Raw genomic sequence first — 15,122 nt, forward strand, 5'->3', positions numbered from 1 at the left:
CCGCGGCCCCGGCCCTCACCGGCCCGCAGGACGCCGAGTCCGCCACCTCCATGCTGGCCCTCGCCCAGCGCGTCCACGACGAGTATGTGCGCGACGGCGAAGAGCAGAGCGCGAAGATCATCGCCGAGGCCAACGCCGAGCGCGAGTCGATCATCGCCGACGCCCAGAAGCAGAAGGACTCCCTGCTCAACCAGCTCGAGCAGGAGCGCGAGCTGCTGGAGAACAAGATCAACGGCCTGCGTACCTTCGAGTCCGAGTACCGCTCGAACCTGCGCAGCCACCTCGAGTCCCTCCTCAACGAGGTTGGCAACGGCGAGAACTGAACGCAATCGCTTCGATCGGCGGCGGTGCACCCTGCGGTGTGCCGCCGCCGGTCTTTAAGATAGGGAACCATGGCTGACTCCTCCCACCCGACCCACACCCGCTTGACGTGGATGTATGCGGGCCTCGTGTTCGTTGGCGCTATTGCCACCGATCAAACGTCAAAGATGTGGGCGCGCAGCGCCCTCGATGGCCAGGGGCCGCGCCCGCTCCTCGGGCAGTGGCTGTCGCTGTCCCTCGTGCACAATTCGGGTGCGGCGTTCTCCTTCGCTGCCGGCAAGACATGGATTCTGACGATCTTCACTGTCGTCATCATCGGCGTGCTGGCCGTGATGGCTCGCCGCGTTCACCGTGCCTCGACGCTGTTGGCGATCGCCCTGCTGGCGGGTGGGGCCGTTGGAAACCTGATCGACCGACTGACCGCCGAGCCTGGCTTCGGCGTCGGCCACGTCACCGACTTCATCGCCTACGGGACCTGGTTCGTGGGCAATGTCGCAGACATCTGGATCGTCCTCGGGGCGCCTCTGCTGGCCCTTGCGCTGTCCCGTGAACCCTCGAAGGAGGACGCCCAGTGAGCTCACGGATGCTACCCGTCCCCGATGCGCTCGTGGGGGAGAGGGTCGACGCCGCACTGGCCCGCATGCTTGGGTTCTCGCGCTCGCGCTGCGCGGAGCTGGCGGGCGAGGGGCTCGTGCTGATCAACGGGGCGGCGGCCGGCAAGTCGGATCGCCTGGGCGCCTTCGACATCATCGAGGTCACTATTCCCGAGCCTAAGAGCAAGCCGACTCCCGTCACCGACATGGCGATTCTCTACGACGACGAGGACATTGTCGTCGTAGACAAGCCCGTTGGTGTCGCCGCCCACACGGGGCCCGGCTGGGAGGGACCCACCGTCCTGGGCAATCTCGAGGCGGCCGGGTATCGGATCACCAGCTACGGGCCTCCCGAGCGCCAAGGTATCGTCCACCGCCTTGACGTGGGCACCTCGGGGGCGATGATGGTCGCCAAGTCGGAGCTCGCCTACACGGTCATGAAGCGAGCGTTCAAGGAGCGCACGATCGAGAAGGTGTATCACGCGGTCGTCGCCGGTCACCTCGACCCCGCCTCGGGTACCATCGACGCGCCCATCGGGCGCCACCCCTCGCGCGAATGGCGCATGGCCGTCATCGACGGCGGGAAGCGCGCCGTCACCCACTACGACACCCTTGAGCTCATGGCGGGGGCCCAGCTCACCGAGGTCCACCTCGAGACGGGGCGCACCCACCAGATCCGCGTCCACATGGCGGCCGTCGGCCATCCCTGTGTCGGCGACACCTTCTACGGCGCGGACCCCACTCAGGCCGAGCGTCTGGGGCTCACCCGCCAGTGGCTCCACGCCGTGCGCTTGGGCTTCGCACACCCGCGCACGGGCATGCCGATGAGCGTGTCCAGCCCCTATCCGGCCGACCTTCAGTCCGCCCTGGAGACGCTGCGCCACCCCCGCGACTGACGCGGGGGGAATGCGCCCGCGTAACCCGGCCCCGGCCTCGTCGGTGAGCCGTGAGATGAACGACCGCGCGCCCCCGGGAGTCGCGCGGCCCCGGCGCGGTCCCGGACAGTAGAATCGACGCATGGCTGATTCCTTCGTGCACCTCCATAATCACTCCGAGTATTCGATGCTCGACGGGGCAGCGAAGACGAAGGCCATGGCGGAAGAAGCGGCGCGCCTCGGCCAGCCCGCGATCGGCCTGACCGACCACGGCTACCTCTTCGGCGCCTACGACTTCTACACGAACTGCAAGAACGCCGGTGTCAAGCCGATCATCGGCCTCGAGGCCTACGTGACCCCCGGCACGTCGCGCTTCGATCGTCAGAAGGTCCTGTGGGGCGAGCCGTGGCAGCGCGCCGACGACGTGAGCGCCGGCGGCTCCTACAACCACCTGACCCTCGTCGCCTACAACACGACGGGCATGCACAACCTCTTCCGCCTGGGGTCCTATGCCTCGACGGACGGCCAGTTCGGCAAGTGGCCGCGCGCCGATAAGGAGCTCCTCGCGCAGTTCCACGAGGGCCTCATCGTGTTCACGGGCTGCCCCTCGGGTGCCGTGCAGACGCGCCTGCGCCTGGGGCAGTGGGACGAGGCCGTGGCTGAGGCCGCCCAGCTGCGCGACATTTTCGGGGCGGAGAACTTCTACGTCGAGGTCATGGACCACGGCATCGACATCGAGCGACGCACCCACCAGCAGGTCCTCGAGATCGCCAAGCTCATGAATGCGCCGCTCGTGGCCACCAACGACGCGCATTACGTCAAGCGCGATGATCGCAAGATCCAGGACGCGCTCCTGTGCATCAACTCGGGCTCGCGCATCAACGACCCCGACCGTTTCAAGTTCGACGGCGACGGCTACTACATCCGTTCCTCGGATGAGATGCGTTCGCTGTGGAGTGAGCTGCCCGGCGCCTGCGACTCGACCCTCGAGATCGCCGAGCGCTGCGACGTGCACTTTACGACCACGAAGGAGGGCGCGAACTACATGCCCGACTTCCCGGTGCCCGAGGGCGAGGATAAGACCTCGTGGTTCATCAAGGAGGTCGAGCGAGGCCTGCGTGACCGATTCCCGGGCGGTATCCCCGACGCCGTGCGCAAGCAAGCCCAGTACGAGGAAGACGTCATTATTTCGATGGGATTCCCCGGCTACTTCCTCACCGTCGCTGACTACATCAACTGGGCGAAGTCCCAGGGGATCCGCGTGGGGCCCGGTCGTGGTTCGGGCGCGGGGTCGATGGTCGCCTACGCCATGAAGATCACCGAGCTCAACCCCCTCGACCACGGCCTGATCTTCGAGCGATTCCTCAACCCCGAGCGAATCTCGATGCCCGACTTCGACGTCGACTTCGACGAACGTAGGCGCGACGAGGTCATCGCCTACGTCAAGCGCAAGTACGGCGAGGACCGCATCAGCCAGGTCGTCACCTACGGCACGATCAAGACCAAGCAGGCCCTGAAGGACTCCGCGCGCATCCTCGGCAAGGACTTCAAGGTCGGCGAGCAGCTGACTAAGGCGCTGCCCCCCGCCATCATGGGCAAGGACATCACGGTCCACGGCATCTTCGACGAGAAGGACAAGCGCTACGCCGAGGCCGCGGAGTTCCGTAAGTTCTACGAGGAGAACCCGGACACGCACGAGGTCGTTCAGTACGCGCTCGGTCTGGAGGGGCTCACCCGCCAGTGGGGCGTGCACGCATGCGCGGTCATCATGAGCTCCCACACGCTCACGGACATCATCCCGATCATGAAGCGCCCCCAGGACGGCGCCATCATCACCCAATTCGACTACCCGACGTGTGAGACGCTGGGCCTGCTGAAGATGGACTTCCTGGGCCTGCGTAACCTCACGGTCGTCTCCGACGCGCTCGAAAATATCGCGATCAACGGCAAGCCGGACCCGGACTTGGATCACTTGAGCTTCGACGATAGGAAGACTTACGAGCTGCTGGGACGAGGCGAGACCCTGGGCGTCTTCCAGCTCGATGGCGGCGGCATGCGCGACCTCCTCAAGCTCATGAAGCCCGACAACTTCGAAGACATCTCCGCTGTCGGCGCCCTGTATCGACCGGGCCCGATGGGCGCCAACTCGCACACGAACTACGCGCTGCGTAAGAACGGGCGTCAGGAGATCACGCCCATTCATCCCGAGCTTGCCGAGCCGCTCGAGGACATCCTGGGAACGACCTTCGGCCTGATCGTGTATCAGGAGCAGGTCATGCAGATCGCCCAGAAGCTGGCGGGATACTCGCTGGGCCAGGCGGACATCCTGCGTAAGGCGATGGGTAAGAAGAAGAAGGAGGTCCTGGACCAGCAGTTCAAGGGCTTCCGTCAGGGAATGGTCGACAACGGCTACTCCGAGGAGTCGATCAAGGCCCTGTGGGACGTCGTCGTGCCCTTCTCTGCCTACGCTTTCAACAAGGCTCACTCGGCGGCCTACGGCCTCGTCTCCTACTGGACGGCCTTCCTCAAGGCGAACTACCCGACCGAGTACATGGCGGCCCTGCTGACCTCGACGAAGGACAATAAGGACCGTCGTGCCCTCTACCTGGCGGAGTGTCGCCACATGGACATTACGGTCTTGCCCCCGGACGTGAACTCGTCGATGGGCAATTTTGCCCCTGATGGTGAGGCGATCCGCTTTGGTCTCAATGCCATCCAGAACGTGGGCGGCCCGGTTGTCGACGCGATTGTGGAGACTCGCGCGCAGAAGGGACGGTTCTCCTCCTTCCAGGACTTCCTGGACAAGGTCCCGCAGGTGGTGTGCAATAAGCGCACGATCCAGTCCCTGATCCGTGCCGGCGCCTTCGACTCGATGGGGCACACGCGCCGCGCCCTCCTGGCTCGTTGTGACGAGGCCGTGGACGCGATCATCGATGTCAAGCGCAACGAGGCGATCGGGCAGTTCGACCTGTTTGGCGCTCTGGGGGAGGACGAGGAGTCGGGCTCGGGTCTGACGATCGACATCCCGGACCTGCCCGAGTTCGATCGAAAGACGAAGCTGGCGGCCGAGCGTGAGATGCTGGGCTTGTACGTGTCTGATCACCCGCTGCGTGGCGTGGAGGCGGCCCTGGCGCGCCACCAGGACTACGAGATCGCGCAGGTCGTGGGCTCGGAGGGCACGATGGCTGATCGCATCGTCAAGATCGCAGGCCTGGTCTCGGGCGTGACGACGAAGGTCACGAAGCAGGGCAACGCGTGGGCGATCGCGACGATCGAGGATCTGTCGGGCTCGGTGGATGTGCTCTTCTTCCCGCGTTCCTATGAGTCGATTCAGACCTACCTGGCTCAGGACATCATCGTCCAGATCGAGGGCAAGGTGAACGTGCGCGAGGAGGGCATGACCATCTACGGCCAGTCGATGACCCTCCTGGATCTGTCGGGCGGGGCGGACTTGCCGCTCGACCTTCGCCTGCCGGTGGCGCGCTGCACGCCCGAGCTGCTCACCGACCTGCGCGGCGTCCTCGAGTCCTACCCGGGCGGTTCCCCGGTACGCCTGCACCTGACGGAACCGGGCCGCACGACGGTCGTCGAGCTGGATCCGAAGCTGCGCGTCGAGCAGACGAGCGCCTTCTTCAGCCACATTAAGGCCGTCGTCGGCGCGGGCGGGGTCGTCACCAGCTCGTAGGGCAGGCTCGCCGAGGCGGGCATCCCGACCTCGTCGGCGTGCGCGGCTCCGCCCCCGCGCCCGGTTTAGGAGGCGGCCCCGACGATTGCGGCGGCCCGTCCCCAGGGGGCGTCGACCTCGACCAGGTCCCCCGGGTTCAGGTGGTGGCCGCGGCGGGTTTCCACCTCGCCGTTGACGCTCACGTCGCCGGCTTGGATGAGTTCGCGGGCCTGCGCGCCGTCCTCTGCGAGGGAGGCGAGCTTGACGAATTGGCCGAGTTTGATCTGTCCGCGCACGGGAATCGTGGGGGTCGTCATGAGGGGTCCTTTCGCTGGTGGAGAGCGCATCACGCGCGAGGGCGTAGAGGAACAGTATCCTTGGTGGGAGAGACACACAATAAGGAGGAGCGGTGAGCGCTCACAACGACGATATCGATGCGGAGTTCCAGTCGCTGGTCGCATCGCTGGGGGAGACGGGGCCGTCGGCTACCTCTCAGCCGACGCGCGATCCGGACGATACGCCCGTTGACGAGTCGCTGCACCTAGAGGGTGGCCGTCTGTCGGTCGCGCTGGTGTTGGCCCCGATCGCCTACCCGGAGGCCCTGCACTCGCTGTTGGCGCTGTCGGGCATCCGCGAGTCCATCGTGCGTCTCAAGCCGTGGACTGCCGTGTGGCTGCGTGTTGAGACGACGCCGACGGACGAGGAGGAGCTCGACGCGCTGCTGACGGGCCAGCGGCCGATGCCGGACGTGGTCGATCAGGTTGCCCGCGCTATCTCGCGACTGTCCAAGTATGGCGCGGTGGCGCTGATGAGTTGGCTCGTGGAGGGCGATGGCGTGGAGCCGGGAGTGTCGGGCCGTATTTCGGCCCAGCGCTACGTTGGCGGCGAGCCGGAGGAGACGATTCCCGCGGGTCTGCTGCTCGGCGCGATGCCTGCGGCGACGGAGGACCTGCTGTTGGGGCGCACGACGCCGGGCGATTACTCGGATTCGGTGAGTGCCGATGGTTCTCGGAAGGGCGGCGGCCCGCTTGGGTGGCTGCGCCGCAAGCAGTCATGACGGTCCTTGAGCTTCTTCCTGCCATTGATGTGACGGACGGGCAGGCGGTACGCCTGTCCTCGGGGTCGGTAGACGCCGGGAGCTGGGGCAGCCCCCTCGAGGTTGCTCACTCCTTCGCCGAGGCCGGGGCACGCTGGGTGCACCTCGTGGACCTCGATCTGGCTTTTGGTCGCGGCGAGAATTCCGCGCTCTTGGCCCGCGTGATCCGCGAGGCGCCCGCGCGCGTCGAGCTGTCGGGTGGCATCGTGAGCCGCGCGGCCATCGAGGTCGGCCTGGCCCTGGGGCCCGAACGCGTCAACATCGCGACGCAGGCACTGGGTGACATTGATGCGGTCTGCGAGGCCGTGGACGCCTATGGTGAGCGAGTCGCCGTGTGTCTGGATGTGCGCGGGGATCGCTTGGCGGCTCGCGGGGGGAGCGGCGAGGGTGGCAACGTCTGGGAGGCGCTGCGCGTGTTGAACGAGGCCGGCGTGGCCCGCGTGGTCGTCACCGACGTGACGCGGGATGGCCAGATGAGCGGCTCGAACCGCGAGCTGCTGGCCCGGGTTGTCGACGCGACGCAGGCTCGCATTATCGCCTCGGGTGGCGTGAACTCCCTGGCTGACATCGAGGCCCTGCGCGCGCTCGGCATCGAGGGCGCCATCGTAGGTAAGGCTCTGTACCAGGGCGCGTTCACGCTGGCCGATGCGCTGGCCGTCGCCGGATATGAGGAGCGGTCATGACGCCTACACCTCCCAGCCTCACCGAGGAGCAGAAGAATCGACTGGCGCAGCGCCTGTCGATGATGAGCCATGACCGCGCAGACGTGGGGCAGGGGCTTCCCCGGACCGCCCGAGCGCTCGCGTTGGGGCAGGGGAGCGATGCGGGGGCCGCACGGCTCGAGGCCCTCGTCGACGCACTGGTGTATGAACGCGTCATCGTTCCCATCGACGTCGAACCGGACCCGCGAGTGACGGGCGTCCACGCCGGTGAGCGCGGGCACAATCCCATCGACTTTGTGCGTGCCCAGACGCCCGCGGGCGAGGCTCTGGCCATCTATTCGTCGGTCCGCGCGCTGTCCGCTCATCGCCCCGGAGCCCGTCCGATGGCCCTTGACTTTCGCACGATCGGGCTGACCGCCCTCGTCGAGACGGGTGGGCGCGTCGTCGTCAACCCGGGCACCGACGCGGTCTTGCTGCCGCGTCCGGCCGTCGCGGCCCTGGCGCAGGGGGACGAGTGGCTCCCCGCCTGGCGTGACGAGGCTCTGTGTGAGCTTCTGCTCGTCGAGGCCACAGCTGCATGCCCGGATATCGTCGACCTCGAGATCGCCTACGCGGGGGACGGCCTCACGCGGGTCCTCGTGTCGGTGGACCGTGCGAGCTTTGCCCAGGGGGAGGGAGCCTCGTCGATGAAAGCTGCTCTGTCCGCTGCCCTGAATGCCGTGGGCACAAACCCGCGCCTGATCGTCTCCGCCGACCGAGTGGAGATCGCGCCCGTCCTGCGCTGAGTGCGCACCGGACACGGCCTGCGCAGCGTGAGGCGCGCAATGGTCGCTGATCTGGCGCTCGTGTACCGTCTCTGGTAGCATAGATACGACCGTCTGGGCGAAAGCCTGGAACGCAAGCGGAGAAATCCCACCTGGATACCCGCCTCTCGAAAGAGAGGATGCCGCCCGTCAGGGCGCCGCGCAGGGGATCGGGTTCGGCGGTCAACACCAGTGCGTGTTGACCCGTTGGAAGCCTCCGTGCGCGTCGCGTAACGGAGGCTTTTTGTTACGCGCATAAGGATTCTGTGGAAGGAGCCGCTCATCAGCGAGACTCGCATCAATGAGCGTATTCGAGTCCCCGAGGTTCGCCTCGTGGGGCCCGGAGGTGAACAGGTCGGCGTCGTCCGAGTCGAGGACGCGCTGCGTCTGGCCGAAGAGGCCGGGCTTGATCTGGTTGAGGTTGCGCCGAATGCCAAGCCGCCCGTCGCAAAGCTCATGGATTACGGCAAGTACAAGTACGAAGCCGCCCAAAAGGCCCGCGATGCTCGCCGCAACCAGGCGAACACGCAGCTGAAGGAAATCCGCTTCCGACTGAAGATCGACGATCATGACTTCGGCGTCAAGAAGGGCCACGTGGAGCGCTTCCTGTCCGCCGGCGACAAGGTCAAGGTCATGATCATGTTCCGCGGTCGAGAGCAGTCTCGCCCCGAGGCCGGCGTTCGCCTCCTGCAGCGCCTGGCCGAGGAGATCGGTGACCTCGCCACCGTCGAGTCGATGCCCCGTCAGGACGGGCGCAACATGACGATGGTGCTGGCCCCCACCAAGCGCAAGGCTGACGCCCTGACCGAGCAGCGCAAGCGCCGCGAGGCCGAGCGCGCCGAGCGCCGGGGCAAGCGCGCGGAGCGCGCCAGCAAGGACCAGGCCCGAGTGGCAGCCGACAAGGCTGACGAACAGGACTGACGGCGATACCCATCGCCTCACAACGAAGGAATAGAAATGCCGAAGAACAAGACTCATTCCGGTGCTAAGAAGCGCTTCCGCACGACCGGCTCGGGCAAGATCATGCGCGAGCAGGCCGGCGCCCGCCACCTGCTGGAGCACAAGTCCAGCCGCAAGACCCGCCGCCTGGCCACCGACCAGGTCCTGGAGACCGCCGACGTCAAGCGCGTCAAGCGTCTGCTGGGCAAGTGAGCTCGAGTTAGAGGAGAACAGTAGAAAATGGCACGTGTTAAGCGTTCTGTCAACGCCAAGAAGAAGCGTCGTACCGTACTCGAGCAGGCCTCCGGCTACCGTGGCCAGCGCTCGCGCATGTACCGTAAGGCCAAGGAGCAGGTCACTCACTCCTTCGTCTACTCCTACCGCGACCGTAAGGCCAAGAAGGGTGACTTCCGTCGCCTGTGGATCCAGCGCATCAACGCTGCCTCCCGCGCTCAGGGCCTGACCTACAACCGCCTCATCCAGGGCCTGAACCTGGCCGGCGTCGAGGTCGACCGTCGCATGCTGGCCGAGCTGGCCGTTTCCGACATTAACGCGTTCAACGCCCTGGTGAAGGTCGCCAAGGACGCGCTACCCGCCGACGTCAACGCCCCCAAGGCCTGATTGGTGAGTTCTTTTCCCGAGCGCCTGACCCTTCTCGATAATCCCCGCGCCGACCGCGTGCGCAGGGTATCGGGTCTGGTCGGGCGCTCGGCGCGTTCACGCTCGGGCCTGATGCTCGTCGAGGGGCCACAGGCCGTGCGCGAGCTCGCGCGCTTCCGCCCCGGCGCTGTCCGTGACGTGTACGTGCGGCAGGATGCGTGGGAGACGCACGCTGACGTCGTGGAGGCTGCGCTGCGAGCGACTCGGTGGGTGCATCCCGTCACGAACGAGGTCTCGGCGGCGCTCTCGCGTGATTCGCAGGGCGTGTGTGCGGTGGCGTCCCTCGATGCCCTCGAGCGTGAACTGCCGGAGCCGAGCGTGGGCGAGACCCTCGTCGTGCTCGCTCAGGGGCGCGACCCCGGCAACGTCGGCACGATCATTCGCACGGCCGATGCATTCGGTGCCGTCGGCGTCATCGCCGTGGCGGGCACGGTGGATGCCTCGAGCCCGAAGGTCGTGCGCGCCAGCGCCGGCTCGGTGTTCCATATTCCCGTGTGCGTCGTGCCTTCCTTTGAGGAAGCGCGCGCTCTCGTGCACGGCCGCGGTGCCGCCTTGCTGGGGACCAGCGGCGGTGCCGGATCCGTCGACTTGGCGCAGATGTTTGTGCAGGGCGTCTCGGCACGCTCCCGCCTGTCGCAGTCTCACGCGTGGGTGTTCGGCAACGAGGCGAAGGGGCTGTCGGGCGACGACATGCGCCTGTGTGACGCGCTCGTCTCGATCCCGATGAGTGGGGACGCGGAGTCCCTGAACGTTGCCAGCGCGGCCGCGACATGCCTGTTCGCATCCCAGACGGTGCGAGGCCTTCACAGCTGACCTGCCTTCGCGGCGCAGCGGTGCGCACGCGACTACGCTGGGTCTCATGAAGTTAGGTGACCTTTCCGAGGCCCAGTTGGTGTCTCACTTCCGCGAGTCTTTCCCGCGAGGCGAGCGCACGATCATCGGCATCGGCGACGATTGTGCCCAGGTGGGTGCTCCCGAAGGATCCTTTATTGTGACGACGGACGTCATGGTTGAGGACCAGCATTTTCACCTCTCATGGTCGACGGGATACGAGGTGGGGGAGCGCGTAGCGGCGCAGAATCTCGCGGATATTGACGCGATGGGTGGGCGCCCGTCGGCGCTTGTGGCGTCGGTGGTCGCTCCGCGCGACATGGACGCCGACGTCTTCCTCGATGTGGTCCGAGGCCTGGGGGACCGTGCGCGCGAGGCTGGTGCGGGCGTCGTGGGCGGAGACCTGAGCGCGGGGGAGAAGCTCGTCGTCTCTATCACGGCTTTTGGATACTGTCCCGGGCCCGTTGTACGCCGCGACGGCGCGCGTCCCGGTGACGTGATCGCGGTGAGCGGCACCCTTGGTTTTTCCTACGCCGGACTAGATCTGCTCGAGGGGGGCCACGTCGTCCCGAGCGCGCGGGGCGTGGAGGAGCTCGGGGAGCTCGAGCCCTTCGTGCGCACCTACCGCTCTCCCCGGCCTCCTCTCGGATCGGGCGTGGCTGCGGCGGCTGCGGGCGCCCGCGCGATGATGGATCTCTCCGACGGTCCCGCCGCAGATGCGACGCGTATGGCCGCCGCCTCCGGTGTTGTCATTGATTTTGATCGGCCCTCGATCGAGGAGGAGGCCTGGAAGCTACAGGGGCCGGCGCTGATCTGCCGGGCGGATCCCGTGTGGTGGGTGCTCCAGGGCGGCGAGGAACATGGGATGCTCGCTGCATTCCCTCCCGATGTGCAACTGCCTGAGGGTTTCCGGGCGATCGGTCGCGCGCGCGAATGCGCGGCCGGGGAGACGCCGTGTGCGATGTTCGATGGCGAGGTTCTGCGCGGTGCGTGGGATCATTTCTCTTCCGATTCCGTAGACTAGTGTGATGTGGGCCGCTGGAGTCCTCGCCGGTAGGCGGGGAGGCCAAGCGGCGTGATGACCAACGATTGGAGTGCATCAGGATGACCGCGTCGACCGAAAGGGCCCAGGCCTCGTCCCGTCCCATGTCGCGCCTCGCGCGTAAGCTCGCCGAGTCCTCGGAGGAGATCCCCGCCACCGCAGGCCTGTCGCTTCCGGCCCTGCGCGGAGACGCGGCGGTGCCTCCGACGAAGGCGCTGCCGGTCGTGGGTGAGGACGAGGCCTCCACGAAGTAACAGGGCACCCTTACCCAAACAGCGCGACGCCGACGCGTGCGCGTGTCGTTGCCCAACCCTCGCGTCATGACGTAGGCTGACACCACCGTGTAGTTACCGAGCATGTAAGGGTGTGAGCGATGAGGGTGCAGATGCCCGGTCCGCAGTACGGGGTTCCAGGCGATGCGCGCCCTCGCATGTCTACGTGCAGGCCACAGTGGCGAGAAAGACGCGCGTGGACGCGAAAGGACGCCCTCACGGTTCTTGTTTTGGTTGCGCTCATCATCGGTTGCATAGGGGCGCTCGGATGGATCGCGAAAAAAGAGGGAACGCCCGATGGGGAGGTACGACGCTATCTGACCTACCTTGCGCAAGGGGACGCCGAGGGGGCACTGTCGATGGTCGATCCTGGCGTGCCCAACGACCAGCGTCTCTTTCTGACCAACGAAGTCATGGCCTCGGCCTCGTCGCGCCTGATCATCGAATCCGTGGAAGCCGAAGATAACGGCGGCAAGCGTGTCGACTCCTCGACAGTTACCGCAACGATGCGACTCGACGGCGATCGCTTCACGCACGTCTTCACCGTTGAGCGCGCGAAAGGCAACGGGGCCGTGTCGGCCTGGACGCTGCGAGACGGCCTGTTCGTCACGCTGCCCGTGTCGGGCTCTCGCGTGCCCCAGTTCAGTGTCGGCGGCGTCGTCGCGGACCTTGATCCCTCCGCATCCAAGAAACGGGACTTCCTGTTTTTCCCCGGCGTTTACACGGTCGAACCAGAAGGCGTTGGAGCGTATGTGACCGCTCCTTCCCAACAGGTGGTGATTGAGGATGGGAGCCATGACAGTCCATACGAGACGACAGCCCTCACTCTCCAGGGAGCGTTGAGTGCCGAGCTGAAAACGCAAGCGCTCCAGGCGATGCAAGATGCGGTGCAGGCGTGCGCGACGCAGGGAACGAATATGGCCGACTCGTGTCCCTCCGCTCTCCATTCGTCGAGTCTGAGCGTCCTTGAGGTCTCGAAACTCCCATCTGCGCTGGTGAGCGCGACCGAGGACGGCTCCTACACTGGCGAGGACGGAGCTATCCGCTACCAGGACACGGGCGGTTGGTTCCCTGATCGCAGCCCCCACGACCTCACTGTGCGTCCCACCGCGACGGTTGCCACCACGGAGGGAGGGATCCCCGTGGTCACTCTTGATGGCAAACCCGTTTTTTCTGTCACTCTCAGCGTGCCCTGGTTCTAACGAGATACGTCCTCGTGTGGCGCGTTGATGCGGGGGATTCGTCTGCGTGGGAGGTGTTTGACGGGGACATTTCGCTGGTGATAGCATTCCTGGTGTCGTGGTAACCAGTTGCCGAGGAAGTCTCTGGTCGATTACCCGAGACATCACCGACGGACGCCGTGAGGAGCGAGCAATGAATGCTGCTAGTGATGATGTGACTGGGAGCGCGATCCGTCCGATAGCTAGTGGCATGGATGGCGATCCCGTCCCCGATCCGCCGACGTTGTCATCGAGTGTGCCAGGCATGTCCGCCCCGCTGTCGGCTTGTGCATACAGCCCTGGACAGGGTCAGTTTCCGATGGGTGAGCCGATCGCGATGGCACCGGCGATGGCTGGGGGAGTTCAGCCCTTAGTTACTGCGGTTTCGCAGCGTCCGCGCAAGCGCGCCAACCCCATCTTTTTCGCTGCCCTGTTCCTCGTCGCACTCGTGGTGGTAGCCGTTGGCAGCTTCGTGCTTGCGAACTCAATGCGTACACCCGAAGCGCAGGTGCGCCGTTACCTGGACTACCTCGCACAAGGGAACGCCAGCGCTGCCACAGCGATGGTTGATCCAGGTGTGGCCAACGATGAACGCGTCTTTTTGACGGACGAGGTCATGGCATCGGCGACCTCGCTGCTGGACGTCGAAGACGTCGTCGATAGGGATGAAGGCAGTTCGTCGAAGAAGCACACCGTGAACGCCACGGTGCTGGTCGACGGCAGCCGCTTCACCTTCCCCTTTGAGGTACGCGAGGGTAAGCCGACGCTGGGGGTCATTAAGAACTGGACGATCGAAAACGCCCTTGTTGTCCCCGTTGCCGTCAGAATCAAGGATGCGACGACGTTCAGCGTCGGCGGCGTGACGGCCCCCGTCAGCGACTACGATTCGTTCCCGTTCACGTCCCCGACCTACTTGTTCTACCCGGGTGTCTACGAGGTCAACGCCGCCGACCTGGGGGAGTATATCGACGCCGAGCCGGCTACCCTGAGGGCCACGCGAGAGGAATACCTCTATGGTGCCGATCCGCTCACAAACGTGACGATTGAAACCTCATACAGCCAGTCGCTGCGCGCGGCCGCGGTCGAGGCGATGGCCGCGCAAACCACGTCGTGCGCCACGCCTCCGGGGAATCTCGATACGGTGTGTCCCTTCGGGCTGCAGAGGACAGATCTGACCGTCCTCGAGGTCAAGCAGATGCCGACCGAGGCGAAAGAGTGGGCGGACTCGACCTCGGAGTTCCACGACTACGCCTTCTTTAAGGTGCAGCAGGGGGCCGGGACTCCGATCTACACCCTGAAGTCAACCGTGTACGCGACGCTGAAGTTTGACGAAAAAGGAAAGGTCGTGGTCGATTCTGCTGGTAAGCCTCAGTTCTGGCTGAGGTACGAAGTTGAATAAGTATGACGATCCTCGCTCCCTGATCGCTTGGCGGTCGGGGAGCGCGTCGTATCCGTAGTGTGACACGGCTTTGACTCTCGGCTGGTGGCGTGTGATCATGGGCACGTCTTTTTGACCGGTGGTTGGTATTGGTGTGTTTGTCGCCCGATGCTGGCCCCGGACCATCAGCGCATCGTGAGGAGCGAGTCGTGAGTACTGACAATAACGAAACTACCGGCAGCGAGATACCTGCACCGTCCCCGGCTGGGGTCGATCCAACTTCTGGCGCCGCCCCCATTCCCGGGCCCGGTGTCGCGCATGTTCCGGGGTCCGGTGTCGCGCCTGTTCCGGGGCCCGGTGCCGGGCCTGTTCCGGGGCCTGGTGGGGTTCCCGCCTCGGGGGTGTCCTTCACGCCGGTCTCGCCTGGCGCGCGTAAGCGCGTGAAGGTGATCGGAGCGCTGGTTGGTGTTCTCGTGGTGCTGGTGATCGCCGGCGTGGTGGCGCTCAAGGTTGTCAATAGTTCGCGCACGCCCGAGGCCGAGGTGCGCAAGTATCTGGATCTGTTGGCTTCCGGTCAGGCCAGTGCGGCGACGGCGATGGTTGATCCTGGCGTGAGTAACGATCAGCGTAGCTTCCTGACCGACGACGTGATGGCCTCGGCGACGTCTCTGCTGGTCGTCGAGGACGTGGTCGCCGATAAGAATGACAGTTCTGATACGCGCATGGTGACCGCCACCATGCAGGTCAACGGGGAACGCTTCACCCA

15 protein-coding genes and 2 pseudogenes are annotated in these 15,122 nt (G+C 65.7%); 16 read left to right on the top strand and 1 reads right to left on the bottom strand.

Going from position 1 to position 15,122, the window contains the following annotated elements:
- The 4 genes and pseudogenes from HMPREF1138_RS03695 to dnaE all read left to right on the top strand — a co-directional run.
- A pseudogene (locus HMPREF1138_RS03695) lies at positions 1 to 323 on the top strand (DivIVA domain-containing protein); the annotation flags it as partial.
- A gap of 69 nt (positions 324 to 392) precedes the next feature.
- Positions 393 to 896, top strand: coding sequence for a signal peptidase II (gene lspA / locus HMPREF1138_RS03700; RefSeq protein ID WP_009056724.1), 504 nt, complete (start codon positions 393 to 395; stop codon positions 894 to 896).
- An 8-nt stretch (positions 897 to 904) separates the two neighbouring features.
- Positions 905 to 1,810, top strand: a complete 906-nt coding sequence (locus tag HMPREF1138_RS03705) for an RluA family pseudouridine synthase (RefSeq protein WP_009056705.1) — start codon at positions 905 to 907, stop codon at positions 1,808 to 1,810.
- Between the two features lie 121 nt (positions 1,811 to 1,931).
- On the top strand, positions 1,932 to 5,474 hold the full coding sequence (gene dnaE / locus HMPREF1138_RS03710) for a DNA polymerase III subunit alpha (RefSeq protein ID WP_009056715.1): 3,543 nt from the start codon (positions 1,932 to 1,934) through the stop codon (positions 5,472 to 5,474).
- Positions 5,475 to 5,539: 65 nt separating this feature from the next.
- On the opposite strand, the gene HMPREF1138_RS03715 is transcribed toward dnaE, so the two are convergent.
- Complete coding sequence (locus tag HMPREF1138_RS03715; RefSeq protein WP_009056720.1) at positions 5,540 to 5,770, bottom strand: RNA-binding S4 domain-containing protein; 231 nt, start codon at positions 5,768 to 5,770, stop codon at positions 5,540 to 5,542.
- 92 nt (positions 5,771 to 5,862) lie between these two features.
- Between HMPREF1138_RS03715 and HMPREF1138_RS03720 the strand changes: the two genes are divergently transcribed.
- The 12 genes and pseudogenes from HMPREF1138_RS03720 to HMPREF1138_RS03775 form a co-directional block, all read left to right on the top strand.
- Complete coding sequence (locus tag HMPREF1138_RS03720; protein WP_009056702.1) at positions 5,863 to 6,510, top strand: hypothetical protein; 648 nt, start codon at positions 5,863 to 5,865, stop codon at positions 6,508 to 6,510.
- The gene (locus HMPREF1138_RS03725) at positions 6,507 to 7,232 is read left to right on the top strand and encodes a HisA/HisF-related TIM barrel protein (protein ID WP_009056726.1); all 726 of its coding nucleotides are present in this window, start codon (positions 6,507 to 6,509) and stop codon (positions 7,230 to 7,232) included. The genes HMPREF1138_RS03720 and HMPREF1138_RS03725 overlap by 4 nt, the downstream gene beginning before the upstream one ends.
- Complete coding sequence (locus tag HMPREF1138_RS03730) at positions 7,229 to 7,996, top strand: SseB family protein (RefSeq protein WP_009056728.1); 768 nt, start codon at positions 7,229 to 7,231, stop codon at positions 7,994 to 7,996. Before HMPREF1138_RS03725 ends, HMPREF1138_RS03730 begins: the two co-directional genes overlap by 4 nt.
- Before the next feature lie 315 nt (positions 7,997 to 8,311).
- Positions 8,312 to 8,935 carry a translation initiation factor IF-3 gene (infC, locus tag HMPREF1138_RS03735; RefSeq protein WP_269501468.1) on the top strand — a complete coding sequence of 208 codons (624 nt, stop codon included), beginning with the start codon at positions 8,312 to 8,314 and terminating at the stop codon, positions 8,933 to 8,935.
- 36 nt (positions 8,936 to 8,971) lie between these two features.
- Positions 8,972 to 9,166 (top strand): 50S ribosomal protein L35, encoded by a 195-nt coding sequence (gene rpmI / locus HMPREF1138_RS03740; protein WP_005871559.1) that lies wholly within the window; start codon positions 8,972 to 8,974, stop codon positions 9,164 to 9,166.
- Between the two features lie 27 nt (positions 9,167 to 9,193).
- Positions 9,194 to 9,574, top strand: a complete 381-nt coding sequence (gene rplT / locus HMPREF1138_RS03745; protein ID WP_009056730.1) for a 50S ribosomal protein L20 — start codon at positions 9,194 to 9,196, stop codon at positions 9,572 to 9,574.
- 3 nt (positions 9,575 to 9,577) lie between these two features.
- Positions 9,578 to 10,426 carry a TrmH family RNA methyltransferase gene (locus HMPREF1138_RS03750; protein ID WP_009056708.1) on the top strand — a complete coding sequence of 283 codons (849 nt, stop codon included), beginning with the start codon at positions 9,578 to 9,580 and terminating at the stop codon, positions 10,424 to 10,426.
- A gap of 46 nt (positions 10,427 to 10,472) precedes the next feature.
- Positions 10,473 to 11,468: a thiamine-phosphate kinase gene (thiL, locus tag HMPREF1138_RS03755; RefSeq protein WP_009056710.1), complete on the top strand. Its 996-nt coding sequence runs from the start codon at positions 10,473 to 10,475 to the stop codon at positions 11,466 to 11,468.
- 80 nt (positions 11,469 to 11,548) lie between these two features.
- A complete protein-coding gene (locus HMPREF1138_RS03760; RefSeq protein WP_009056712.1) occupies positions 11,549 to 11,740 on the top strand; it encodes a hypothetical protein in 192 nt (63 codons plus the stop codon).
- Positions 11,741 to 11,988: 248 nt separating this feature from the next.
- On the top strand, positions 11,989 to 12,960 hold the full coding sequence (locus tag HMPREF1138_RS03765; protein WP_039936744.1) for a hypothetical protein: 972 nt from the start codon (positions 11,989 to 11,991) through the stop codon (positions 12,958 to 12,960).
- 229 nt (positions 12,961 to 13,189) lie between these two features.
- Complete coding sequence (locus tag HMPREF1138_RS03770; RefSeq protein ID WP_155887128.1) at positions 13,190 to 14,377, top strand: hypothetical protein; 1,188 nt, start codon at positions 13,190 to 13,192, stop codon at positions 14,375 to 14,377.
- A 380-nt stretch (positions 14,378 to 14,757) separates the two neighbouring features.
- Positions 14,758 to 15,122, top strand: a pseudogene (locus HMPREF1138_RS03775) (hypothetical protein); the annotation flags it as partial.

The sequence above is a fragment of the Actinomyces sp. ICM58 genome (genome assembly GCF_000283035.1).
GTDB lineage: Bacteria > Actinomycetota > Actinomycetes > Actinomycetales > Actinomycetaceae > Pauljensenia.